Below are 24,097 nucleotides of genomic sequence, written 5' to 3'. Positions count from 1 at the left end.
ATTTGTAATTAAGATAGAGTTAGTCAACAATGAATTCATACTGCTGGTCGAGGTACACGTCTTTCAGTACTTCGCTTTCATCGGGCCAGGGGCTTTCTTCGGCGAATTTAACAGAGGCATCCACCACTGCACCGATGCGGGTATCGATCGCGTTCAGTTCTTCTTCAGAAGCGTATTTATTAGACAGGATGGTGGTTTTCACTTTCGTAATGGGGTCCTGATCTTTGTATTCATCTACTTCCTCCTTGGAACGGTATTTCTGCGGATCGGAAATAGAATGCCCTTTATAACGATAGGTTTTCAGTTCCAGCAGGGTAGGACCATCCCCCTGGCGGGCCCTTTTCACGGCACGGGCAACGGCTTCGTGCACATTTTCAGGGGTCATACCATCTACCATATCAGCCGGCATTTCGTAAGCGTCGGCCAGTTTATAAATATCTATTACGTTGCTGGTACGTTCTACAGAAGTACCCATGGCATAGTTGTTATTCTCGCAGATGAATATCACCGGCAGTTTCCACAGCATGGCCAGGTTGAAAGTCTCGTGCAGGATACCCTGGCGGGCGGCGCCATCGCCAAAGAAGCAAAGCGCCACGTTATTGGTGCCTTTGTATTTTTCTGCAAAAGCCAGTCCCGCGCCTGTTCCGATCTGTGCCCCTACAATACCGTGGCCACCGAAGAAACGATGCTCCAGGCTGAAGAAGTGCATACTGCCCCCTTTCCCTTTGGCGCAGCCTGTGGCTTTACCGTAGAGCTCTGCCATACAGGCATTGGGCGCTACGCCTTTGGCCAGGGCCAGACCGTGGTCGCGGTAAGCGGTAATGAACGGATCGTCCTGCTGCGTAGCGGTCATGCAACCGGCGGCAATGGCTTCCTGCCCAACATAAGCATGGAAAAAGCCACGGATCTTACCGGCCATTTTATACATTTCTTCCGCTTTCAGTTCAAACTGGCGGATCAGTTGCATCAGCTCATACCAGTACAGGTAGGTTTCTTTGGAGAATTTTGTAGCCACTATACGAAATTTTGAGGGGCAAATATAAGGAAGTTAGGGGTTCAATCCTCTTTAGCTTTCCTGCATAAAGGGATAGCCGTAACTCACCGGCGGATTAAAAGTTTCTTTAATGGTTCTGGCGCTCAGCCAACGGTAGAGGTTCAGCATACTGCCGGCCTTGTCGTTCGTACCAGAGGCGCGTGCGCCACCAAAAGGCTGCTGGCCTACCACAGCGCCGGTAGGCTTATCGTTGATATAGAAATTACCCGCAGCATTGCGCAGCTTATTCGTAGCCAGCTCAACGGCGGCCCTGTCCTGCGAAAGGATGGAGCCGGTGAGTGCATAAGGTGAGGTATTGTCCACCAGGTCGAGGGCCGCTTCGAATTCGTCGGCATCGTAAGTATAGATGGTCAGTACAGGGCCGAATATCTCTTCACACAAAGAAGCATATTTTGGATCGGTGGTTTCAATAACAGTAGGTTCTATAAAATAACCGTGTTTTTTATCGTATTTACCGCCCACCAGTATCTTGGCCTTCTTGTCTTTCTTAGCATTATCAATATACCGGGCAATGTTGTTGAAAGCTTTTTCATCGATCACCGCATTGATGAAGTTGCTGAAATCTTCCACTGATCCCATTTTCATGCTTTGAATGGCGGCAACCAGTTTGGTCTTGACCTGTTCAGCGATATTACTGGGCAGGTAAGCGCGGGAAGCGGCAGAACATTTCTGCCCCTGGAATTCAAAAGCGCCCCTGGCCAGCGCAGTTACCACTGCATCTACATCGGCGCTCTTATGCGCGATCACAAAATCCTTACCGCCGGTTTCGCCAACGATGCGCGGATACGTGCGGTATTTGGGGATGTTTTCGCCGATGGTCTTCCACATGGAATTGAAAACACCTGTAGAGCCGGTGAAATGTACGCCTGCAAAATCGCGGTGACTGAAACATACTTTACCCAAAGTAGGACCGTCTACATAAATCAGGTTGATCACGCCGTCGGGCAGGCCGGCTTCTTTGAGGATGCGCATGAAGATCTGCGCTGAATAGATTTGTGTATTGGCAGGCTTCCATACTACCACGTTGCCGCACATGGCTGCAGAAGTGGGGAGGTTACCGCCGATGGCGGTAAAGTTGAAAGGTGTAACAGCCAGCACGAATCCTTCCAGCGGGCGCCATTCGAGGCGGTTGTGCATACCCGGACCGGAAATAGGTTGTTGCTTATATATATCACTCAGGAAATGCACATTGAAACGTAAGAAGTCGATCAGCTCACAGGCGCTGTCGATCTCGGCCTGGTAAGCGTTCTTGCTCTGCCCGAGCATGGTGCAGGCATTCATCTGGTAGCGGTATTTGGTAGCTAAAAGATCGGCTGCTTTTAAAAAGATATGCGCCCTGTTTTCCCAGCTCATGGCAGCCCAGTCTTCCTTGGCTTTCAGCGCGGCGTCGATGGCTTGCTTCACATGTTTTTCTTCTCCCATGTGAAAATGGCCCAGGGTATGGGCAATTTCATGCGGCGGATGGATGGCTATTTTCTTACCGGTCTTCACTGCTTTGCCGCCGATATACATGGGGATATCCAGTTCTTTTTTCTTCAGGTCGGCGAGGGCTTTTTTCAACGCGTTCTTTTCATTGCTGCCCGGGGCATAAGACAGTACGGGCTCATTGACAGGCATGGGATAAGAGAAATAACCAAGACTCATGTTAGGTATTTTATAGTTTTAGCGATGGCAAAGTTACGAATTCGGACAGGCTCAAAAAAGCTCGATTTTATGCCGGGCTTCGTAGTTGAAAGGGATGGTAGTATAGATACCTGCTTTGCCTACACGGGTAGTTCCTTTTACATTCACCAGTACTTCTTTATTGAAAAGAAAAGTAAGGGCATTTTTGAAAACGGTCTTCATGTCTACCATGATCTTTGAAGGAAGGGTGAATTCTGAAAGACGGCTGATATGCATCAACGTGTCGAGCTGGTATTTTCCCAGGTAACGGTTATCGATATAAACGTCGCAATCTACTTTTTGCAGGTTAACGCCAAAATGATTGGGGTTGTAGTACACCAGGTCCATCGTAAGGGCTGTCTGGTCATAACCCACGCTCTCCACTTTCACATTTTTGACATCCCGATAATCAAAAGCCTGGGGTTTTGCGCAAGCGAATAAGCAACTGATGGCTACCAGGAAAACAAAGGGGCGTAACTTTTTCAAAACACTGGTTTTGCAGCAAACTTATGGCAAGTCACTCAAAATGAAATCTTAAGTTACAACCTGTCATCCTCCGTGAACAACAGCTACGATATCGCTCCAATGGCCTTTATTCTTAAACCCATCGAAGCAGATGGCCCTGTATTCCCGCACTTCGGGTTTACCTTCTTCTCTTGGTGGGGTTTTGTCTATAAAAGGAGGTCTCCGGACGGTACGCAGCAGGTTCCATTCCTGTTCTCCTTTTAAGCGGCTGTACAGCCTGATTCCCAGCATGCGTTGTTTATTAAAACCAATGCTTACATAACCTGTATAAGAAACTGGTGTGATAATAGGCTTTACCTCATTTTCATCCACCATCTGGCTCGGGGAAACAATACCCAGTTCCAAACCCATACTGGGCGTATAAGCAGGCATGGCCTTAATATAAGCAGCCATTGAGCGAATGAGCTGTAAATCGGTTCGCTTGGCCAGTTCTTTGGCTGACGTAGCTTCTTTCATTTCCACCCTTTTCAAGGCTGCTTTTCTAATACTGTCGATGAGTTTTTGAGCGGTTGCCTGTTGTTCTGCAATAACGGTGGCAGACAAACCCAATTCGGCGCCTATTGAGCCTAGCTTTTCTTTGTAAGTGTTGGCCCAAATGACCAGTTGTCCGTCGGCTTTGGGTACGTAGGATGCAAGTAGTTTCATAGTCAATGTTTTTCTTCAGCAAACAGGTGCGACATTGTTTAATTATTGTAGAGTTGAATACATTATTAAATATAGTACTTTTTAATATTGAGCAGAACATCTACACTTGCTGGCGGCAATCTTTTATCTACAAAGCCGGGAGATTCAGCCAGGATGCAGAAGCGTTTTGTATGTTGGCCGAGAAACCCGGCCAACTCGCGGAGCTGCTCTGTACATAAAGCCGAGAAACCCGGCCAACTCACGGAGCTGTTCTGTAAATAAAGCCGAGAAACCCGGCCAACTCGTGGAGCTGTTCTGTACATAAAGCCGAGAATCTCGGCCAACTCGTGGAATTGCTCTGTACATAAAGCCGAGAATCTCGGCCAACTCGCGGAATTGTTCTGTACATAAAGCCGAGAAACCTGGCCAACTCGTGGAATTGCTCTGTACATAAAGCCGAGAATCTCGGCCAACTCGCGGAATTGTTCTGTACATAAAGCCGAGAAACCTGGCCAACTCGCGGAACTGATCTGTATATAAAGCCGAGAATCTCGGCCAACTCGCGGAACTGTTCTGTACATAAAGCCGGGAAACCCAGCCAACTCGCCGAGATCATTTGCGTAGGAACCTGGAGAACTGGGCCAACCCATGGAAGCTTCCAGCAGGAGAATCCTATAAACCTGACCAACGACTTGTGCAAAGAATGTGTACTAGGGGAGTGTACCCGGCTTCTATCTTTATCGGCTAACACCTTAGGAATTGATCTGTGCCAAGCGGCATATAATTCCCGCAGTTATTGCTCTTTTTATTACTAAGAAAGTTAGAAAAATGAAGGAAACGGAACGATTTTTTGTTCGCTCATTTTATTAGCATAAATAAATAGAAATTAAACTGCTTATAATCAATTAATTATGATAATTTGTTTTAGTAAATTATGATAGTATTTTAGAACCAAAACGCATCTATTACAGCTTGTGGTGAAATAAGTAGAGGTATGGGAAAAAATGAATTAATAATCATTGAAAGCCAATATTTTCCAACAATTAATTGGATAAATATTTTGTTTCTCAATAAAGATATAAAAATTGATCTATGCGAAACCTATCAAAAGATGAGTTTCCGCAACAGGTGCGTGGTGGCAGGCAGCAATGGTTTGGTGCATTTGTCGGTACCCCTGCAGAAAGGAAGGTCGCAGCGCCAGCCGATGAAGGATGTGAAGATCAGTTACGCTACCGACTGGCAACTACAACATTGGCGAACGATTGAATCCTGTTATGGACGTTCCCCTTTCTTTGAATTTTACCGCGATTGGCTGGAAGCTTTTTACAAAAAGCAGCCGGTTTTTTTGGCAGACATGAACCTGGAAATACTGGAATGGGTATGCAAACAAACGGGACTGGAAAAGTCATGGGAAGTCCTCGACCGGGAAACAGACTACCCCATCGATCCGCGAGCCATTGACCTGAGGGGGTATTTCATGCCTAAAAATTTCCAGTCGCCCGAGAGATGTCCTCACCCCATTGTGTACACCCAGGTGTTTGAAGACCGCATCGGGTTCCAGCCCAACCTGTCGGTCCTGGACCTGTTGTGTTGTACCGGTCCCCAAGCCCGCCTGCTGCTCCAGAACAGTAATTTTTTCCCCGGAGCAAAGATTTAAAGTAGTTGAATAGATTTTCCCCTTAATTTTAATATCCGTCCCACATATCCTACTGCGTAAGAACTGTATCTGCCCTGCTTCGTTTTGTTAATGAACTGAACCATTGAGCTGCCGATGACCAAACACCGACTGCTGCTTTTATTCTTATGCATGGCCCTAAAGGCCTATACGCAGGATTATTCCAATAAAGGGAAAGATTTTTGGCTGGGATACGGCTACCATGTAAGTATGGCCGGCTCCAATGGAGTGCCCCTGGTTACCGGTGGCACGCAGGAAATGGTATTGTATTTTACTTCCGATAAAGATGCCAACGTAACAGTGGAAATCCCTGCGGTTGGTTACAAACAACAATATTTCGTTCCCAAAAACCAGATAACGGTTTCTTATACACTTCCCAAAACAGGCAGCCAGGATTGCCGCATAGCAGATGCGGGGCTTTATAATACAGGCATACATATTACCAGCGATGCACCCATCGTGGCTTATGCGCATATTTATAATGCAAGTGTTTCCGGGGCATCTATCTTGTTTCCTACCAATACCCTGGGTAAAGATTATTATTCGGTGAATTATACCCAATCGTCGAACCAGTCTTATGCCAACTCTTTCTTCTTCGTAGTGGCAACGGAAGACAATACAACGGTTGAAATAACGCCCACGGCCGCAAATAAAAACGGGAAACCGGCAGGCATTCCTTTTACCGTTACGTTGAACCAGGGACAGATCTATAACGTCATGGGAACAACCAGTGGCAACCAGGGGACCGACCTTACCGGTTCGAGAATACGTTCCATCAGCAGTAACGGGAGCGGGGGATGTAAAAAGATCGCGGTATTCTCCGGTGCCGGTAAGATCAGCATCGGAGGATCGGCGACGGGTTCTGCTGATAATCTTTTTGCGCAGGCATTTCCCGCAGTAGCTTGGGGTAAGCGTTACCTGACTGCACCTACAGGCTCGCAACCTAATAATTTTTTCCGGGTTTGTGTAACCGATCCGACTACTGTTGTTAAACTCAATGGGGTTCAGCTGTCGCCATCTACACTGATCAACGGTTTTTATTATCAATTCAAGAACAGCAACCTGCCTGTTTATAATCCGGCAGCACCCAATCTCATTGAATCAGATAAACCCGTACTGGTAGCGCAATATTGTACCACACAAGGACAGGAGGGTAATCCCAATAGCTTTCCTTATGGTGATCCTGAAATGATCTATCTCAGCCCGGTAGAACAAACCATCAACAAGATCACTTTGTATTCGGCCACCCTGTACAAGATATTGCAGAGTTATATCAACGTCATCATCAAAAAAGAAGGCGTCAACAGTTTTACACTCGATGGAACTTCCATGGCATCGAGTTTCCAGCCGCATCCGCAGGATCCAAACTATGCCTACGCCATCATGTCTGTGAGTTCAGGGTCGCATGCTTTGTATTCCGATACAGGCTTCAATGCCATTGCATATGGTTTTGGATCGGCGGAAAGTTATGGGTATAATGCAGGAACCAATATCCGCGACTTTACACAAGTGGCTTCGTTCCGCAATCCTTATGGCGTAGTGGATTCAGCCGTGACCTGTGTCAATACCGCTTTCCAGTTTTCAGTGCCGTTCAATTTTCAGCCGGGAAGTATTTTGTGGGATTTCTCTGCGGCACCCAATATTAGTCCGAATACGCCCATTGGTCCTGCCAATGCACCTGCTTACGACAGCACGGGCGCTGCCAGCGGACAAACACTTTACTACTACAGCTCCAAACAGAATTATACGTTCAGTAAGGCCAATACAGCTGCTTTGCGTGATACGATTAAAGTATATACCACATCCAACTCACCCGATGGATGCGGCAGCACCAGCCAGTTGTTTACCATTCCCGTTAGTGTGAATCCGTTGCCGGTGGCCCAATTTACCACCACTCAAAGCGGCTGCGTAACAGACTCGGTTTATATTACCGACCAAAGCACTACCGCGAATGGTGCTGTTACACGCTGGCTATGGAGTTTTGGAGATGGTACTACTGCGGATAATTCAACTGCTTTACTGACTCCGAAAAAATACAGTACGCCGGCCAGTTATACCATCAAACTGAAAGCGGTCTCCGGCATCGGATGCAGTTCAACCGAAACGGTCAATACCGTGAACCTTTCTTCCAAACCCGTTGCCGGTTTTACCTATCCTGCCGTTACCTGTGTGAATGATAACATTACGTATACCGATGCCTCTACAGTGCAAACAGGAACCATTACACAATGGACCTGGGACCTCGACAATGCGGCAGGGCCTTTGACCGCAAGCACAGGGGCACAACAAACGACCAATTACCCGGCATACGGAAAGAAAAACGTTACCCTGCAGGTAACCACCAGCGCTGGTTGTAAAAGCGACCTGTTCACACCTGCAACACCTGTTACCATTCACGCGTATCCTGTACCCGGTTTTGTGATGCCTGAAATATGTTTGAACGATGCACTGGCACAATTCACCGATACGTCAAAAGTAGCAGATGGTACTGCTGCCGGTTTTACCTATAACTGGCAATTCAATGCAGGAACACCTCCGGTAACACCAGGACCCAATATCACTACCAGTACGGCAAAGAACCCATCGGTGCGATACAGGAACTATGGTTATTATAAAGTGAACCTCACGGTTACCTCCAATGGATGTACTACTGCCGTTACACAAAACTTTACGGTGAATGGCAGTAACCCTGATGCAGGTTTTACGGTGAGCAACAGCAATACATTGTGCAGCAACCGGCAGGTGGAAATTATCGATACCTCTTTTGTTGATTTCGGTAACCTCAGCTTTATAGAGATCTATTGGGATCAGAATGATCTTTCACAGAAAACAGTGGATTCAACACCGGTTCGATTTAAAAAATACAAGCATCTGTATCCTAATTTCCAGTCGCCTGCTTCGAAGAATTTTACCATTATACTCAAAGCTTATTCAGGCGCTACTTCTTCTACCTGTAGGAGCCAGGCTTCGCAAACGGTTACACTGAATGCGAGTCCGAAAGTGAGTCTCGGTACTTTACCCGGTATTTGTTATGATGCATCTGCAAGGCTCATCACACAGGCTTCATACAACAACAGCGTATCGAATGCAGCGGGGAGCCCTTCTTTCGGTGGCAATGGCATTGCCAATATTGCAAGCGGACTCTTCGATCCCAAAATGGCAGGCGTAGGTACTTATCCCATACAATACCTGGCAGTGTCTGACAAAGGTTGCCGCGACTCGGCCACGCAGAACATAACCGTATGGCCTTCGCCTGTGGCTAAATGGAATGTAGGCAGTTTGCAGTGTGAGAAGAACGCGGTTTCTTTTGTTGACAGTTCATTGGCCAACTATTCCAATATACGGCAATGGAAATGGGATTTTGGTAATGGCAGTACGGCGAACAGGCTGGACAATACTATTTTTGGCGTAACCTATGCGGTTGCGCAAACCTATACCGTATCGTTGCAGGTAGCAACAGACAGTGGCTGCGTGAGTACCACCAACACACAATCAGTGAAAGTAAACCCGTTACCCAAACCTGCGTTTGTATTGCCGAAAATATGTTTGCCGGATGGCAACGGACAATTTACCGATCAATCCACCATTGCCGATGGCTCGCAGGCATTGTTCAGTTATTTGTGGAATTTCGGAGACCCCTTCAACAATACAGCAGCGGTGGTAAAGAACCCATCACATCATTATAGTGCAGTGGGACCTTACCCTGTGCAACTGAAACTAACATCCAAAGACGGATGCATCGATTCATTGACGCAGATGCTGACTACGATCTACCCGCAACCAAAGGCGGCGTTTATCGCGAGCCCTTCAGAAGCCTGTATGGGTGATACGATCCGTTTCACTGATAAGGGTAATGGCATCACCAGCAATGCCATATCCTGGAACTGGATGCTTTCGGGTGGGGATGTTTCTGCATTACAAAACCCGCTGAAACGTTTTACCGATTCGGGAACATTCAACATCAGTTATTATTTCTTCAACCAGCAAGGATGTGTGAGCGACACGGCTATCCAGCAGGTTGTCGTAGATCCTTATCCGAAATTAAAACTGCCTTCGAAGATCAATGTATTGGAAGGGGGCACAGCTACGCTCAGGCCGGTATATGTATATGGAACCAACCTGCAATATCTTTGGACGCCGGCCACTTATCTTACGTCCAATACAGATTCGGTGCCGAAGTCAACACCTAAGTCGGACATTACTTATACGCTTGTATTAACCGGCAAGGGCGGCTGTTCGGTATCCGATACCAGTTTCATTAAAGTGTTGTTGAGTATCGATGTGCCCAATGCGTTTTCGCCCAATGGCGATGGCATCAATGATACCTGGAAGATCCGTTACCTGGAAAGCTATCCCGGCGCTACGGTAGAAGTGTATGACCGTTACGGGCAGCTCGTTTTCAGGTCGCAGGGATATGATAAAGAATGGGATGGTATTTACAATGGACAGCCTTTGCCGGTGGCTACTTATTATTATGTGATCAATCCCAAGAACGGGAGAAAAATCGTTACCGGATCGGTAACCATTATTAAATGACGCGCATGAACAGGAAACTGCTATTTGTATTGATGAGTATGGTTTGTTGCATGGCTGCTGCAAAGGCCCAGCAAAGGCCTTATTACACCCAGTACATCATGAACAATTACATCATCAATCCTGCTGTGGCGGGTATTGAAAATTATTGGGATGTAAAAGCCAGTCACCGCATGCAATGGGTGGGATTGCAGGATGCGCCGGTGACTACTTATCTCACCATACAGGGGCCGCTTACGAAAAGCGATTACGACAGGGAGACTGCTACCAGCTTTCATGCCAGTGGAGAGAACCCGCGCGGCCCTGCTTACTGGCGCGATTACGTCGCTGCCGAGCCACACCATGGCATAGGGTTCACTTTGTTGAATGATAAAACAGGTCCGCTTAACCGCTTCGCCGCTTATGGTACCTATGCTTATCATGTAGGTCTTTCACCGCACACGAATATTGCCGGTGGTATTTCCGTAGGCTTTACCAATATGAGCCTGGATGCGAGTAAATTGAATTTCGGTACTACCACGGTTGATCCGGCAGTAGCCGGCAGCGGCCAGATCAACCGCATCAAACCAGATATCAGTGCAGGACTGTGGTTGTATTCGAGAGATTATTTCCTGGGCATCGCGGCACAGCAGATCGTTCCGCAGCAGATCGCTTTTTCCGATAACCGTGTTTACCTGGACAAGGGGAAGTTATTGCCGCATTTGTTTTTCAGTGCCGGCTATCGCATGCAGCTTTCAGACGATATCAGTTTCCTGCCTTCGGCGTTGGTCCGTTATGTAACGCCTTTGCCGCTTGGGTTTGATATCAACCTCAAGTTGCAGTACCAGGACCTGATCTGGCTGGGCGGTTCTTTCCGTTATAAAGATGGTTATGCGGCCATGACAGGCATCAACCTCAACCGCAGCATCAATATCGGTTATTCTTATGACCTGCAAACTTCACAGTTGAACACAGTGAGTAAGGGAACCCACGAAATAATGATCGGATTTTTACTGGGTAACCGTTATAGCGATTGGTGTCCGCGGCATTTATGGTGATCTTCAGAGATCTTCCATGATGATGGCTGTTGTGCTTTTATTATCGGCAGCCTTATCCTTGATGATCACCTGCTTTTCTTTCCTGTTCTTATCGGATGCAAATATTATTTCAGGGATCTTTATTTGCTGCAAGGTAACAGACACCAGTTTATCGAGGTTCAGCTTCTCCAGTTCTTTGAGGGCCAGTGCCATTTCGTGCTGCATTTTGGCCGCTTCTGGAGACTGACTACATTGCGCTGCTTGCTGAGACAGTTGAAAGCTTAAATCTTTGCGTGCTTTATCAATGTCTTCTTTCATTTTCCGGAAAGTACGGTCGAGCTCTTCTTTCTTTGGAATATTACGGATGGATGCGAAGATGGCAGCGGTATCCACAACATTGTTGATCTGCTTTGGCCAGGAAGCAGCTTTGGCCATTTCCTTGTATGCAGCTTCCTGTTGTATATTACTCAGTTGAAGCTGCTGATTGAGTTGCTGCGCAGCGGTCTCCAATGCTGCAGAAACCACCGGGGTAACAGCTACCACTTCTTTAGTAGACGATTGTATTTCCCGGGCAGCCACTTCCATGTCTTTCTTTATTTTCTTTTTCAATGGCTCGGAAAGAAAGAATACGGGATTGAAAAGCGGGTTGTTTACTTGTACGGTCATCGGCTCGGCTGCAATGGGTTGCAAAGGAGCTTGCGGTGCTTTAACAAGCGTCTTGCCGCCGGTTGAAGATTGTGTAAAGCCTTTATTCGGGTTGAACCAGGCAATGGATGCGAGCAGGAGGGTTACCATACCAAAAGCCAGCAATTGCCTGCGATAGTTGAAGCGGTTTTCCTGCGGGTCGATCATGCGTTTGATACGGCCTAGTAAATCGTGTTTAGGATTGGCAGCAGCCATTGCAAAAGCAGCGGGTACCGTTTGCAAACGTGCTATTTGTAATAATGCCTCTGCATAAGAAGCGGCATTGTACTGGAATTGAAGCACCCAATCGTCGCAGCTGTTCTCTCTTTCTTTGCATATCTGTTTGCTCAATAATTGCGTGAAAGGATTAAAGAAAAGACTGATCTCTACGATCGATAAAATGATATTGAGCAGGTAATCGTAACGTTTGATGTGTGCCATTTCGTGCAGGATCACTGCTTCGAGTTGTTCTGCGCTGAGGTGGTTGATACTGGCAACAGGAATTAATATCAACGGTTTGAGAAAACCAATGGTAAGCGGGGTATGGATGGTTTCGGACAGGAATACCTGAACTTTTCTTTTAATGCCCAATTGTAATGCCAGGTTGGACGTGAAGATGCGCCACTGTGCGGGCATTTTACTGAGGCCTGTGCTGCGTATCAATTGCGTTTTGCGATAACCGATGACCCAACGGATACATAAGAAACACATAAGCACCAGGTAGGCAACCGATAAATAGGGGAGCCATTGCTCGGCTTTGATCAATGCAGCAATAAAAAGGGAAGGCATGCTGCCGTCTTTGTTCAGCACTACCTGTTGCCAGCGGTCTGCATTCGCCGGCACCTGTGTGGCAATATTGTTACAGAGGGTTGTATAAAACTGTAAAGTAACCAGGAACCATACCAGTATCAACAACTGCGAGGCCACCGCTAGCTTGTACCGGTTGGAGGCGTTGAGTCTGAGCACACTGTTCAACAACACAAACACCAACCACACCAATGCAGCCTGCCATAAACTGTTGGCAATAGCATAACCCAATGCCTGCAGAAAAGGAGATTGAAAGAGGTGTTGCATAAGCACTACTGTTTTTTAAGATTGTCCAGCATTTTCTGAATTTCTTCGAGTTCTTCTTTACTGGGTGCATGATTGCCCAATGCCTGCATCACCAGTTGGGTAGAAGAACCGCCAAAGAGGGAATGGATCATTTTCCCTACAAATTGCTGTTGTGTATTTTCACGTGAGATATTGGGGCGATAGATATGCGTTTTACTGCTGTCGTCTCGCTTTACAATGCCTTTTTCGAACATGATTTGCATGAGCTTTAGCGTAGTGGTATAGCCTGAGTCTTTGTGTTCGGCCAGTACTTCATGCACTTCTCTTACGGTGGCGGCGCCTTTATCCCATAATACCCTCAATATTTCCAGCTCACTTTCAGTGGGCTTGATATTCTTTGAAACAGCCATTTGTACGATTTTATTCGTAAGCAATATACGACCTCATTCGTAAAAAAACGATAAAATTTCGTTAAACGGCTAAATTCAGTTATCAATATGCCTGGACTAATACTTCTGTTGGTATGTTCAATATGTCATGAATTTGCCTGATCATATCGAGTGATAACTTTCTTTTCTTGTTTAAAATCTCACTTGAGCGGCTTTTTGATCCTATGACTTCTGCAAAATCGGTTTGGGAATATCCAAGCTGCTCCATTCTGAATTTGATGGCTTCAACGGGATCAGGAAAACCTATTGGGAAGTGCTGATTTTCATAATTGTCGATAAGAACACTTAAAACTTCCAACTCATCACCTTCGGCAGTTCCTTTTTTTGCATCAAAAATGATATCTAACCTTTCAAGGGCAGCTTGATAATCTTTCTTTGTTTTAATTGGCTTGATATTCATTTTATATTGTTTTCGCGTTTATTTTATCATATTCAGCATGCGTGCCAACAAACCTTATCCAAATCATCTGGTAGTCGTAATTGATTTTTACTACAAGTCTATACGTATTGCCTTTGATGTTAAATACAATTCTGTTTTCGGCTAAAAAGCTAGCGCTTGGATATGCTGCTTTAATAGGTCTTGTGCTCGTCCACTTTGCCTTTGCCGCTTCCTGGAACCAGGAAAGTAATTGTTGTTTACTGCCCGGATGCTCTTCCCAAAAGTCCCTTAAAGTCTTTTTAGCTATAATTCTCAACGAGGTAGTTTACATCAAAGATAGTAAATAGTTCCCAAAATGGGAAATTTTACCTGGGGACAATTTGTCCCCAGGTAATGATGTTAAAGGAGCGCATTTTCGACCGCTAGAAAACGAAAACAAAAAAGCCGCTGCATTAGGATATGTAGCGGCTTTTTGTTGAATAGGAATACTTTATTTGAGCGCTACAGTGTTGTTATGCTGTGTAACTGCTTTTGGTGTAGTTACATGTTTAACAGCAGTAGTAGCAGGCTGTTCCGCATCGGATTTATGTAATTGCGCCAGGGTAGGAGCAATTACCAATGATACGATCGACATCAATTTGATGAGGATGTTCATAGAAGGTCCGGAAGTGTCTTTGAAAGGATCACCAACAGTATCTCCGGTAACAGAAGCTTTATGCGGCTCTGATTTTTTATAGTGTGTTTCACCGTTGATCTCTACGCCTTTCTCGAAAGATTTTTTAGCATTATCCCACGCACCACCGGCATTGTTCTGGAACATACCCATCAGCACGCCGCTTACGGTAGCGCCTGCCAGGAAACCGCCCAATGGTTCGGGACCCAGCAGGAAACCAATGATCAATGGAGATACGATGGCGATAGCGCCGGGCAGCATCATTTTTTTGATAGATGCCTCGGTAGAAATGGCCACGCATTTATCGTACTCGGGTTTGCCTGTTCCTTCCATGATTCCTTTGATGGTGCGGAACTGGCGGCGAACTTCTTCCACCATGGCCATAGCGGCTTGTCCCACTGCGCGGATAGCTAATGAAGAGAAGATGAAGGGGATCATGGCTCCTACAAAAAGAGAAGCCAACACTTTCGCCTTATAAATATCAATACCCTTGATACCTGCTACACCTACGAAAGCGGCGAACAGGGCCAGGGCAGTCAATGCAGCAGAGGCAATGGCAAAACCTTTACCGGTGGCAGCAGTGGTATTACCCACTGCATCGAGTACATCGGTTTTTTCACGCACATCTTTGGGCAGCTCGCTCATTTCGGCGATACCACCGGCGTTATCGGCAATCGGACCAAAAGCGTCGATCGCCAACTGCATGGCAGTAGTAGCCATCATACCGGCAGCGGCAATGGCCACACCGTATAAACCTGCACATTCATAAGAGCCCCAGATACCGCCTGCCAGCACCAAAATAGGTAAGCAGGTAGACTCCATACCTACAGCCAGACCACCAATTACATTGGTAGCGTGACCGGTAGAAGACTGGCGGATGATGGACGTTACCGGGCGTTTGCCCATGGCAGTATAATATTCAGTAATAATGCTCATTAAAGTACCCACAGCCAGACCTACTACGATGGCTCCCAGTACACCATTGCGGGTGAATTCATGCCCACGCAAAGTCATGGTCTCAGGTAAAATATAGTAAACAAGACCCGCACAGGCGATGGCTGTGAGGATAATGGATCCCCAGTTACCCATGTTCAGGGCTTTCTGCACACTAGAAGTGTTGATGCCGGCTGTATCGCTGATGCGCACAAAGAAAGTTCCGATGATAGAGAACAAAATACCCACGCCTGCAATCAGCATTGGCAGCAGGATGGGGGCGTATCCGCCAAAATTATCGGTTGATATGGTTTCTTGTCCCAGTACCATGGTAGCCAGCACAGTAGCTACATAAGATCCGAACAGGTCGGCACCCATCCCGGCCACATCACCCACATTATCGCCTACATTATCGGCAATGGTAGCAGGGTTACGGGGGTCGTCTTCGGGAATGCCGGCTTCTACCTTACCTACCAGGTCGGCACCCACATCGGCCGCCTTGGTATAGATACCGCCGCCTACGCGGGCAAAGAGGGCAATGGATTCAGCGCCTAATGAAAAACCGGTGAGCACTTCAATGGTGCGCAACATATCTTCAGAATTAGCTGCTGAGCCGGGTGCAAAAGTTTGTTTCAGGATGAGGTATACAGTGCCCAGTCCCAATACGGCCAATCCTGCTACGCCCAATCCCATTACAGCACCGCCTGTAAACGATACATTCAGGGCTTTGGATAAGCTTGTCCTGGCTGCCTGCGCAGTACGCACATTGGCCTTGGTAGCGGCTTTCATGCCTATATAACCGGCCACGGCGCTGCAAACGGCGCCCAGTACAAAGGCCAGGGCAATAGACCAGTGTGAATGTGGATTGCTGCTGGCCATCACACCCAACAGTAGAGCAACAATGATCACGAAATAAGTCAGGATTCTCCACTCCGCTTTCAGGAAGGCCATAGCCCCTTCGGCAATATAAGTGCTGATCTCTTTCATGCGGTCATTACCCGCATCCTGCTTCGAAACCCAATTGAATTTAAAGAAAGTGTAGAGAAGGCCCACAACTCCCATCGCCGGAACGGCATAAAACAAGGCATTGTCCATAATAGGTTTTAGTCTGGTTTGGTAGTGTTTATTGAAAAGTTAGCAAAAATAGGGGTTAACCGCTATTGTTCCAATACTGTGGTATCGGCATGCCCGGTGAATACGGAGCTCATTTTGCCCGCCCGCCAGATGGCCGGGTTGAATTTATTGCCCAGGATGATCACTGTGGCGCTGTCGTGCACCAGGCGTTTGAACACCGCGTTGTTGCCGTGCCACCATCCATTATGGTAAACGATGGTAGGCTCGGATGGGTTCACCAGCAGGTGCCAGCCCAGGCCATAATTCTTGACGCCCCTGTGTTCATTGCTGTATGGCTGGTAGGCTTTCTCCAGTGTGGGGAGGCTTACCAGGGTGCCCAGGTAGAGCGACTGGTCCCACGCGAGGAGATCCCGCACCGTGCTGTACACGTTTTTATCGCCATAAACACAATCCAGTTTTTCGAGCGGGTAAGGGCGACGGCCGGGTGTATAAGAAGGGGTATAGTTAGCGGTGTCTTTGATATTGAACACATAGGTATTCTTCATGCCCAACGGCGTAAATACGCTGTCTTGCATGTATTGGGGGAAGGGGATGGCGGTGATCTTTTCCACGATCAGGGCCAGCATGGCATAATTGGTATTGCAGTAGCTGAAACGCCTGTTGGGCAAAGCTTCTATAGGTGGCCGGTTATTGATCATGTATTGCAATACGGTTTCATTGGTAGCGAAACCGGTTAACTGCGGCGCTATTTTAAAACTGCGGTAACGGGTAACCCATTTGCCGCGCTTGTTTTTAACGCGATAAGGTTCCGTTCGCACATCGGTCATGAAATGATCGTACTTGGGCAGTCCGCTCCGGTGGGAGAGCAGGTCTTTGATCGTAATACCATTGTATGGGAAGTTAGGCAGGTATTTCTCTATATGATCATCCAGTGACAGCTTGCCCTGTTCCATCAATCGTAATACCACGGTGGCGGTAAAGGTTTTAGAGACCGATGCCAGGTGGAAAGGTGTGGTGGCCGTAATGCTATCGCCAGTTTTGAAATTGATGAGGCCATGATAATCCTCGAACACCACTTCTCCGTTCTTGGCTAATAAAATACTTCCGTTGAAACCGGTGCGCAGCAGTAGAGAGCGGTACAGGGGCTCTATGGCATTCGCATAGTATTCTTTTTGCTTGTCGGTAAGTGGGGTGAAATGGTGGGTGACTGGAGCAACAGTATGAACAAGCCCGGTATCTGCTCCAACTGCAGGTTGTTTAGCAGCAGGAGAGCCACAGGCCATCATCAACGTGGAAAGAAGTGCAATGACCATCGTACGCAACATTAGATTCTAAAATTTACACTAAAGCCGCAAATATAGCCTCCGCCGAGGCTCCGGCCAACTTCCGTGGAAAATTATCCGTATGGCAGTCACAGAAATAACATTTATTTTCGCAAACATGAACAAGCAAGCAAGCACCAGTTATCCCAAAGAAAAAATTAATATTCTCTTCCTAGAAAACATCAGTGACAAAGCAGTAGCACAGTTCAAACAAAATGGTTATGTGAATGTACGCAAGCTCACCGGCGCCCTGAGTGAAGAAGACCTGATCAGAGAGATCAAAGACGTACACCTTATTGGTATCCGCTCGAAAACACGCATTACATCCAAAGTATTGGAAGCGGCCAAGAAATTACAGGCCATCGGCTGTTTTTGTATTGGCGTGAACCAGGTGGATCTCAAAGCCGCTACCAAGGCCGGTGTGGTGGTATTCAATGCCCCCTATAGCAATACCAGGAGCGTGGCGGAACTGGTTATCGGCGCCAGCATCCTGCTTATCCGCCGTATACCCGATAAGAACAAGGCGGCACATGAAGGCATCTGGATGAAAGATTCAAAAGGCAGTTATGAATTGCGCGGCAAAACGCTGGGTATTGTAGGTTATGGTAATATTGGTTCGCAACTGAGTGTGCTGGCCGAAGCGCTGGGTATGAAAGTGCGTTTTTACGATACCGAAACAAAGCTGCCATTAGGCAATGCAGAGTCTACCAAGAGTCTGAAAGAACTGGTAGCTAATTCAGATGTCATTTCATTGCATGTTCCCGATACCTCGCTGACACGCAACCTGATCAATAAAAATGTCATCAAGAATTTCAAGAAAGGTTCCATACTCATCAACTATGCAAGGGGAGAAGTGGTAGACCTGAAAGCGCTCAGCGTAGCCATACAGGAAGGAGATATCAAAGGGGCGGCCATCGATGTGTATCCCTGGGAACCTGAAAAGAATGGTGATCGTTTTGAATCGCCCATGCAGGGATTGCCCAATGTGATCCTTACACCGCATATCGGTGGTTCTACTGAAGAAGCGCAGGAGAATATCGGCGAAGACGTGAGCCTGAAATTGTTCCAATACCTCGAAAGGGGTATCACCAACGGATCGCATACAGTGCCCGCCATCGGATTGCCCCCGGTGGAAGGAGCGCATCGCATCCTGCATATCCATAACAACGTACCGGGTGTATTGAGCGCTATCAACACTGCACTGTCTAAGAACAACATCAACATAGTGGGACAATACCTCAAGACCAATGATGAAATTGGTTATGTGGTATTGGACATCGATAAGAAATTATCGAAGCAGGCGCTTGAATTGCTGCGCGGCGTGAAAGAAACCATCAAAGTACGGATGCTGTACTAGAAAGCTACTTGTTGTTTCGATAATGCATCAATGACTAAGCGGCGGATATCTGATAAAAGGTTATCCGCCGTGTTATATTTAGTAATGTGGATGATATCAGGATTACCTTCCTTGAAATATTCAAGCCCTTTTTCCGCGCCTGTGGTTAAAAATTCTAATGTACGGATGGTATAAGTTTTTTCCGGGTGGATGGCTTTTTTGTTGATCTGCCAGTTGTTATCCTGGTAAACCAGGTTTTTACTCATTTGCAGGAAGCCGCCCAGGTCCAGGCGATCATTGTTGCTTTGTAATATCTTCAATAACAGGCTTCCTTTCATTTGCACATCGCATACCACGCCGCCAAAAGGTAATATCCTTACAATATCCATTTCATTGATGGGGCCCTGCACCATATCATCGATGCGGATGGAACCACTGTTTAAAATAGCAGCATCTGCATGTGGTTGAGGCAACAACATACTTTCCGTGATGAGGGTACCCAGGTTGGTTTGGTGATAACGGATAGCCGATTCCAGTCCATTCAGCGGTGTGGTAACAACGGCCAACTGGTGTGTGGGATTGATGCCATTTTTGATATACGAGTTGTATATCCTGTCTTCCCATTTTTTTACCTGCGCTATGGCAGCGGTATCGGTTGTGATGCTGCTGTCGAGCGCTATCAGCGTGCTTTGTATCTGCAGGTTGCCATTGCCGTCTTTATAAACCAGGTGTTTGTAAACCGTTTTGGCGTTGGCATCTGCTTTGGCTACAAAGTGGTCTTCTACAGGTACGTACATGTGCTGGTGTTCATGTCCGCCGAGGATACCCCTGATGGCAGGCAGTTGCCTGAGCAGGGTGCTATCGGCTTTATAAGATAAATGGGTAAGTCCGAGTATGCAATTCACCTGCTGATCCGTTAAGGCCGCGATCTCGCGTGACAGGGCTGCATCGGGCGCCTCATACTGAACAAAATGCTGCTGGTTGGCATCAATGGTAAGTGCGAAGAACCCGATGCGCAAGTTGCTGAGTGGCGACCATACGATGTGTTGCACAAAAGGCACTTGCAAGCCATGCAAATTTTTATAAAAAGGAGAGAGTTTATTGAGGCTGTCTTTGTACTGCACATTGGAACTGATCCAAAGGAATTGCGATTCGTTGATCCTTTTTTGCAAAGCTGCATAAGGGATATCGAATTCATGGTTGCCGAATGTAACCATGTCAATACCCACGGTGTTCATGAGGTCTACCATTTGTGCGCCGTTTACGCGTTCACCGTCGAGGCGGGCGGTGCCCATTACAGAGGGACTTAAAAAATCGCCCGCTAACACAGCGAGGGTGGGGTATTTTTTCCTGGCATCGGCGATCACAGATGCTACGCGGGGCATGCCACCTTTACGGCCGCCTTCGAGCGGACCGATCTCGTACACATCGTTGAGTTGAATGATACAGGCTGTATCTGTTGATACCTGCGTTTGGCCTTTGATGAAAAAGGATAAGAATAGTACACTGATGAGCAATTGTTTCATGCAGTTGATTTCTATCTTAAATGTACTGATATTATCAGAACCATTGCAATGCCGCTCCCTGATGTTCACAAAGCAGCCAGCATTTTTTTGATCTCTGTGGTATCTACGATCGTGTTCTGCAAATTTTCCTGCATGCTTGTAGTTTGAAATTGCATGCCGGAAGGAGTGAGCTCCCTTGCGGATGAATGCAATTCTTTTGCACCGGTAAAATCGGCCAGGGCTTTGATGTTGCTGCTGCGCACACCACTGCCGGGCATGATGATGATGCGGTCATCTGCTTTTTCTACCAACTGTTTGATCAACTCGCGGCCATCCCAGGCATTGGGTACCTGTCCGCTCGTTAAAATACGATTACATCCGCATGCAATGATGTCTTCCAAAGCCTGCAACGGATGAGCAGCACGGTCGAATGCCCGGTGAAAAGTAACTTCCATGGGGTAAGCGAGGTCAACCAGTTTTTTTGTCCATTCTTTATCAATGCTTCCGTCTGCATGCAACAAACCAATCACCACTCCGTCAAAGCCCAACTCTTTACAAAGTTGTACGTCTTTGCAGATCACTTCGTATTCCGCATCGTTGTATAAAAAATCACCGCCACGCGGACGAATGATCGGGAAAACAGGAATGGAAATTTTTTCTCTTACTGTTTTCAACGTACCATAAGAGGGGGTGGTGCCTCCATCGTAGGGGTTCTCGCATAATTCGAGGCGGTGCGCGCCCGCTGTAGCGGCCAGTAAAGCAGATTGAATATTAAATACAGCGATTTCGAGCATGAATAATAAGTTGTGAGCTGTTTGTTATTAGAAGCGGCCAAGATAAACAACTTCTTTTAACAATCTAACAACAAACAGCTCACAACAAATAATGCATTGCTACTGGCTCAATTTTATTTCACCAACATCAACAGTACCTCCGTCGGTTACTTGAATTCCGTCTTTTGACGTATTTTTGAATGGAGGTTTGGCTTCGATGATTAGCTTGTAAAGCCCTGGCTTTACATCGGCAATTTCAAACGAACCTTGGTTTACACTGGCCTTGAGCGTATCTGTAGCAGATAAAACCCAGGCTCTTACACCCGCTTCGGGTGGGGCGACGGTTCCTTTAACGGTTCCGCCCAAAAAAGGCTTAAAAGCAAATAATCCGGCTGTAATCACAGCGATGGCCAACAGGCTCAGTTTTTTGTTTTTCATGGCGTGGTAAATTTTTGGATGACAAAGAGATATACAACCCAACTATCATGCCGCCGGAGAAAGCAATTTGATAAAAAAAATAAAAAAATAATGCTCGTATTCTCTGATTGTGGTATATGTTTTGAAGCGCTATCCGCGAAATGTCGGGCCTGCGAAGGTCTAACGCATAAAAATGGAAATTATGGTTACAGTAGTCATTCCTGCTTTGAATGAGGCAAATACAATCCGGCAGGTAGTTCAATTTTGTAAACAAGAGCGGCATGTAGACGAAGTGATCGTGATAGACGATACTTCAGAAGATGGTACTGCTGAAATTGCAAAAGAAGCTGGCGCCATTGTGTTGAAAAGTGCGGCAAGGGGAAAAGGCATCTCCATGAAAGAAGGTGTTGATGCCGCGAAACATGAGATCATTGTGTTCCTGGATGGCGATATTGATCCTTATCCCATTAATACTATTGATGCATTGACTGCTCCGCTGATTGCAGATGAAGCTGATTTTGTAAAAGGAGGTTTTAGTCGCAATGCAGGCAGGGTTACCGAGCTGGTAGCCAAGCCCTTGCTGGCCATTTTTTTTCCAGCCCTGTCGTCCTTTGCCCAGCCGCTGAGCGGTATGATCGCAGGAAAAAAACAATTCTTTAAAAAGCTGGAATTCTTCAATGATTATGGAGTAGATATTGGCATATTCCTCGATATGTACCTGATGAAAGCAAGGATACAGGAAGTAAACATTGGTTATATCGAGAACAAGAGTAAGTCCTGGGAAGGACTTGGCAAGATGAGTAAGGAAGTGGCCAAGGCCATCATCAGCAAAGCCAGGGAAGAAGACAGTTCCGCAAAGGCTACAAACCAGGATGTGGCTTCGATTGAAGAGATCAATAATGCGATGCATGAGGCATTGCAGGAAAACCTTGCTGAACACAAACGCCTGGCTGTATTCGATGTGGATGATACGGTGCTGACAGACCGCTTCATCGATGTATGTGCGCGGGAATATGGTTTCACGGCGAAACTTGAGGACCTCCGGCAGCACGAAAAAGATCCTTTAATTCTTACAAAACGCATTGGCTTGCTGTTGAAAGGAATAAGCATGGACGCTTTATTGAATACCATTCATGGCATAAAAATGGTTGCAGATTTCAAGGAAACTGTCCGGGGGTTGAAAGAGAAGGGGTACCTGGTTGGGCTCATCAGTCACGGTTACACCCTTGTTACCAATTATATAATAAAGAATGTGGATGCGGATTTCGCTGTTGCCAACCAGTTGGAATTCTTCGATGGAAAAGCAACAGGTGAGGTTAATATGCCATCGAGTTATTTCGCTTCTCCGGAGAGTGTATGCGGACATGCATTTTGTAAAACCAATGCGTTGCAATATGTGTGTGAGAAATTTAATGTGCAGTTCCGTAATTGCATCGCGGTGGGAGATAGTAGGGATGATTTATGCATGATTGGACATGCGGGAATAGGAGTGGCTTTTTGTGCGAAAGAAAAGTTGCTGGAAAAAGTAGCGGCGAAAGTCATCCGGGAAAAGAGTTTCAGGTCATTATTCGAGTTCGTAAAATAACAAACAACTATTTCATCACCCTTAAAAACTACCTTATGACAAACAGCCTGTATAACATACTCGTGCCGGTGGATTTTACCAGCAAGAACGAGTGGGCTATTGCCAAGGCCATTGAACTTTCCAATTCATTGCACTGCAATGTTCATTTGGTGCATGTGCTGAATGGCGACGAACCAAAGCTGGCTGGTGAGCGATTGTTGACGATGAAGGAGCATTATAAGGACCATCTATGCGGGGAAGGTAGTATGGAGATCAGTATGCTTCATGGAAATCCGTATCAGCAATTGTCGGATTACATCACGCATTTCCAGATGGACCTGGTAATCGTAGGGTTGTCGCGGTTCAATTTTTTTGAGAGGGTACTGTCTTCTGTTTCCATCAGCCGCTTATCGCGCAAGGCGAATGTGCCGGTGTTGGCGGTAAGGGCGAGCGGATTGGTGCACCATTTCAAGAAAATCATATTACCGTTGAATGACCATATTCCTTTGAGTCGTATCAAGCTGGCCGCTTTGCTGGGAAGACATTTTAAATCCACGATCTACCTGGTATCGCTCCGGAATAAGGGCACCGGTGAATACAACTTGCCGGTACTGAACGAGACATTGAATGTGATCCAGAGCATCACAACCATACCGGTGCAATCGATCATACTGGAAGGAAAAAACCTGGCTACCAGCACGCTTAATTTTGCTGGCAGGATCAATGCCGACCTGATCATGATCAATCCGATCAAGGATTTCTGCATGCCGGGATTCTGGAACAGGATTACCAGGAAATTAATGTCTTATCATTCAAGGATGCCGGTGCTGACGATGGATTAAGATT

At 46.7% G+C, this 24,097-nt stretch carries 19 protein-coding genes; 6 read left to right on the top strand and 13 right to left on the bottom strand.

The window, feature by feature from the left end; translation table 11 throughout:
• Positions 1 to 19: 19 nt before the first annotated feature.
• The 4 genes from pdhA to SEDOR53_RS0113295 all read right to left on the bottom strand — a co-directional run bounded on the left by pdhA (position 20) and on the right by SEDOR53_RS0113295 (position 3,886).
• Positions 20 to 1,015: a pyruvate dehydrogenase (acetyl-transferring) E1 component subunit alpha gene (gene pdhA, locus SEDOR53_RS0113310; RefSeq protein WP_026770172.1), complete on the bottom strand. Its 996-nt coding sequence runs from the start codon at positions 1,013 to 1,015 to the stop codon at positions 20 to 22.
• Between the two features lie 51 nt (positions 1,016 to 1,066).
• Positions 1,067 to 2,698 (bottom strand): L-glutamate gamma-semialdehyde dehydrogenase, encoded by a 1,632-nt coding sequence (pruA, locus tag SEDOR53_RS0113305; RefSeq protein ID WP_026770171.1) that lies wholly within the window; start codon positions 2,696 to 2,698, stop codon positions 1,067 to 1,069.
• A 51-nt stretch (positions 2,699 to 2,749) separates the two neighbouring features.
• Entirely contained in the window at positions 2,750 to 3,202 is a 453-nt protein-coding gene (locus SEDOR53_RS0113300; protein ID WP_026770170.1) for an LEA type 2 family protein, read from the bottom strand.
• A gap of 63 nt (positions 3,203 to 3,265) precedes the next feature.
• On the bottom strand, positions 3,266 to 3,886 hold the full coding sequence (locus SEDOR53_RS0113295) for a hypothetical protein (RefSeq protein ID WP_026770169.1): 621 nt from the start codon (positions 3,884 to 3,886) through the stop codon (positions 3,266 to 3,268).
• A 973-nt stretch (positions 3,887 to 4,859) separates the two neighbouring features.
• Between SEDOR53_RS0113295 and SEDOR53_RS18000 the strand changes: the two genes are divergently transcribed.
• The 3 genes from SEDOR53_RS18000 (at position 4,860) to SEDOR53_RS0113275 (ending at position 11,110) form a co-directional block, all read left to right on the top strand.
• Positions 4,860 to 5,522, top strand: a complete 663-nt coding sequence (locus tag SEDOR53_RS18000) for a WbqC family protein (protein ID WP_051416648.1) — start codon at positions 4,860 to 4,862, stop codon at positions 5,520 to 5,522.
• 150 nt (positions 5,523 to 5,672) lie between these two features.
• Entirely contained in the window at positions 5,673 to 10,076 is a 4,404-nt protein-coding gene (locus SEDOR53_RS0113280) for a T9SS C-terminal target domain-containing protein (protein WP_037361291.1), read from the top strand.
• A 5-nt stretch (positions 10,077 to 10,081) separates the two neighbouring features.
• Positions 10,082 to 11,110: a type IX secretion system membrane protein PorP/SprF gene (locus tag SEDOR53_RS0113275; RefSeq protein ID WP_026770166.1), complete on the top strand. Its 1,029-nt coding sequence runs from the start codon at positions 10,082 to 10,084 to the stop codon at positions 11,108 to 11,110.
• Positions 11,111 to 11,113: 3 nt separating this feature from the next.
• Here SEDOR53_RS0113275 and SEDOR53_RS0113270 read toward each other — a convergent pair whose 3' ends face one another.
• The 6 genes from SEDOR53_RS0113270 to SEDOR53_RS17995 form a co-directional block, all read right to left on the bottom strand.
• A complete protein-coding gene (locus tag SEDOR53_RS0113270) occupies positions 11,114 to 12,847 on the bottom strand; it encodes a M56 family metallopeptidase (protein WP_026770165.1) in 1,734 nt (577 codons plus the stop codon).
• Between the two features lie 5 nt (positions 12,848 to 12,852).
• On the bottom strand, positions 12,853 to 13,236 hold the full coding sequence (locus tag SEDOR53_RS0113265) for a BlaI/MecI/CopY family transcriptional regulator (protein WP_026770164.1): 384 nt from the start codon (positions 13,234 to 13,236) through the stop codon (positions 12,853 to 12,855).
• Positions 13,237 to 13,318: 82 nt separating this feature from the next.
• Entirely contained in the window at positions 13,319 to 13,675 is a 357-nt protein-coding gene (locus SEDOR53_RS0113260) for a type II toxin-antitoxin system HigA family antitoxin (RefSeq protein WP_026770163.1), read from the bottom strand.
• Position 13,676: 1 nt separating this feature from the next.
• Positions 13,677 to 13,970, bottom strand: a complete 294-nt coding sequence (locus tag SEDOR53_RS0113255; RefSeq protein ID WP_026770162.1) for a type II toxin-antitoxin system HigB family toxin — start codon at positions 13,968 to 13,970, stop codon at positions 13,677 to 13,679.
• A gap of 174 nt (positions 13,971 to 14,144) precedes the next feature.
• Entirely contained in the window at positions 14,145 to 16,355 is a 2,211-nt protein-coding gene (locus tag SEDOR53_RS0113250; RefSeq protein ID WP_026770161.1) for a sodium-translocating pyrophosphatase, read from the bottom strand.
• 62 nt (positions 16,356 to 16,417) lie between these two features.
• The gene (locus tag SEDOR53_RS17995; RefSeq protein WP_051416647.1) at positions 16,418 to 17,659 is read right to left on the bottom strand and encodes a serine hydrolase; all 1,242 of its coding nucleotides are present in this window, start codon (positions 17,657 to 17,659) and stop codon (positions 16,418 to 16,420) included.
• 115 nt (positions 17,660 to 17,774) lie between these two features.
• Between SEDOR53_RS17995 and serA the strand changes: the two genes are divergently transcribed.
• Entirely contained in the window at positions 17,775 to 19,013 is a 1,239-nt protein-coding gene (gene serA, locus SEDOR53_RS0113240; RefSeq protein ID WP_026770160.1) for a phosphoglycerate dehydrogenase, read from the top strand.
• Here the strand turns inward: serA and SEDOR53_RS17990 are convergent.
• From SEDOR53_RS17990 to SEDOR53_RS0113225, 3 genes are all read right to left on the bottom strand, one after another.
• Entirely contained in the window at positions 19,010 to 20,518 is a 1,509-nt protein-coding gene (locus SEDOR53_RS17990) for a bifunctional UDP-sugar hydrolase/5'-nucleotidase (RefSeq protein ID WP_157576819.1), read from the bottom strand. The two genes, serA and SEDOR53_RS17990, sit on opposite strands and share 4 nt — an antisense overlap.
• 65 nt (positions 20,519 to 20,583) lie before the next feature.
• Positions 20,584 to 21,291 (bottom strand): copper homeostasis protein CutC, encoded by a 708-nt coding sequence (locus tag SEDOR53_RS0113230; RefSeq protein WP_026770159.1) that lies wholly within the window; start codon positions 21,289 to 21,291, stop codon positions 20,584 to 20,586.
• Positions 21,292 to 21,390: 99 nt separating this feature from the next.
• Positions 21,391 to 21,708, bottom strand: a complete 318-nt coding sequence (locus tag SEDOR53_RS0113225) for a hypothetical protein (protein ID WP_037361289.1) — start codon at positions 21,706 to 21,708, stop codon at positions 21,391 to 21,393.
• A 181-nt stretch (positions 21,709 to 21,889) separates the two neighbouring features.
• Here SEDOR53_RS0113225 and SEDOR53_RS0113220 point away from each other — a divergent pair, with 181 nt between their 5' ends.
• Together SEDOR53_RS0113220 and SEDOR53_RS0113215 are read left to right on the top strand one after the other, a co-directional pair.
• Positions 21,890 to 23,272, top strand: a complete 1,383-nt coding sequence (locus tag SEDOR53_RS0113220) for an HAD-IB family phosphatase (protein WP_026770157.1) — start codon at positions 21,890 to 21,892, stop codon at positions 23,270 to 23,272.
• A gap of 35 nt (positions 23,273 to 23,307) precedes the next feature.
• Positions 23,308 to 24,093 (top strand): universal stress protein, encoded by a 786-nt coding sequence (locus SEDOR53_RS0113215; RefSeq protein WP_026770156.1) that lies wholly within the window; start codon positions 23,308 to 23,310, stop codon positions 24,091 to 24,093.
• The last annotated feature ends 4 nt before the right edge of the window (positions 24,094 to 24,097 follow it).

It is taken from the genome of Asinibacterium sp. OR53 (assembly GCF_000515315.1).
GTDB lineage: Bacteria > Bacteroidota > Bacteroidia > Chitinophagales > Chitinophagaceae > Sediminibacterium.
The sequence above is the reverse complement of the archived record's forward strand: the minus strand, read 5'-3'. Positions and strand labels throughout refer to the sequence as shown.

Excerpts from the sequence above, each read along its gene's own strand:
- pruA (WP_026770171.1), bottom strand. The coding sequence starts at position 2,698 with ATGAGTCTTGGTTATTTCTCTTATCCCATGCCTGTCAATGAGCCCGTA.
- SEDOR53_RS0113295 (WP_026770169.1), bottom strand. The coding sequence starts at position 3,886 with ATGAAACTACTTGCATCCTACGTACCCAAAGCCGACGGACAACTGGTC.
- SEDOR53_RS18000 (WP_051416648.1), top strand. The coding sequence starts at position 4,860 with ATGGGAAAAAATGAATTAATAATCATTGAAAGCCAATATTTTCCAACA.
- SEDOR53_RS0113280 (WP_037361291.1), top strand. The coding sequence starts at position 5,673 with ATGGCCCTAAAGGCCTATACGCAGGATTATTCCAATAAAGGGAAAGAT.
- SEDOR53_RS0113275 (WP_026770166.1), top strand. The coding sequence starts at position 10,082 with ATGAACAGGAAACTGCTATTTGTATTGATGAGTATGGTTTGTTGCATG.
- SEDOR53_RS0113270 (WP_026770165.1), bottom strand. The coding sequence starts at position 12,847 with ATGCAACACCTCTTTCAATCTCCTTTTCTGCAGGCATTGGGTTATGCT.
- SEDOR53_RS0113265 (WP_026770164.1), bottom strand. The coding sequence starts at position 13,236 with ATGGCTGTTTCAAAGAATATCAAGCCCACTGAAAGTGAGCTGGAAATA.
- SEDOR53_RS0113260 (WP_026770163.1), bottom strand. The coding sequence starts at position 13,675 with ATGAATATCAAGCCAATTAAAACAAAGAAAGATTATCAAGCTGCCCTT.
- SEDOR53_RS0113250 (WP_026770161.1), bottom strand. The coding sequence starts at position 16,355 with ATGGACAATGCCTTGTTTTATGCCGTTCCGGCGATGGGAGTTGTGGGC.
- SEDOR53_RS17995 (WP_051416647.1), bottom strand. The coding sequence starts at position 17,659 with ATGTTGCGTACGATGGTCATTGCACTTCTTTCCACGTTGATGATGGCC.
- serA (WP_026770160.1), top strand. The coding sequence starts at position 17,775 with ATGAACAAGCAAGCAAGCACCAGTTATCCCAAAGAAAAAATTAATATT.
- SEDOR53_RS17990 (WP_157576819.1), bottom strand. The coding sequence starts at position 20,518 with ATGAAACAATTGCTCATCAGTGTACTATTCTTATCCTTTTTCATCAAA.
- SEDOR53_RS0113230 (WP_026770159.1), bottom strand. The coding sequence starts at position 21,291 with ATGCTCGAAATCGCTGTATTTAATATTCAATCTGCTTTACTGGCCGCT.
- SEDOR53_RS0113225 (WP_037361289.1), bottom strand. The coding sequence starts at position 21,708 with ATGAAAAACAAAAAACTGAGCCTGTTGGCCATCGCTGTGATTACAGCC.
- SEDOR53_RS0113220 (WP_026770157.1), top strand. The coding sequence starts at position 21,890 with ATGGTTACAGTAGTCATTCCTGCTTTGAATGAGGCAAATACAATCCGG.
- SEDOR53_RS0113215 (WP_026770156.1), top strand. The coding sequence starts at position 23,308 with ATGACAAACAGCCTGTATAACATACTCGTGCCGGTGGATTTTACCAGC.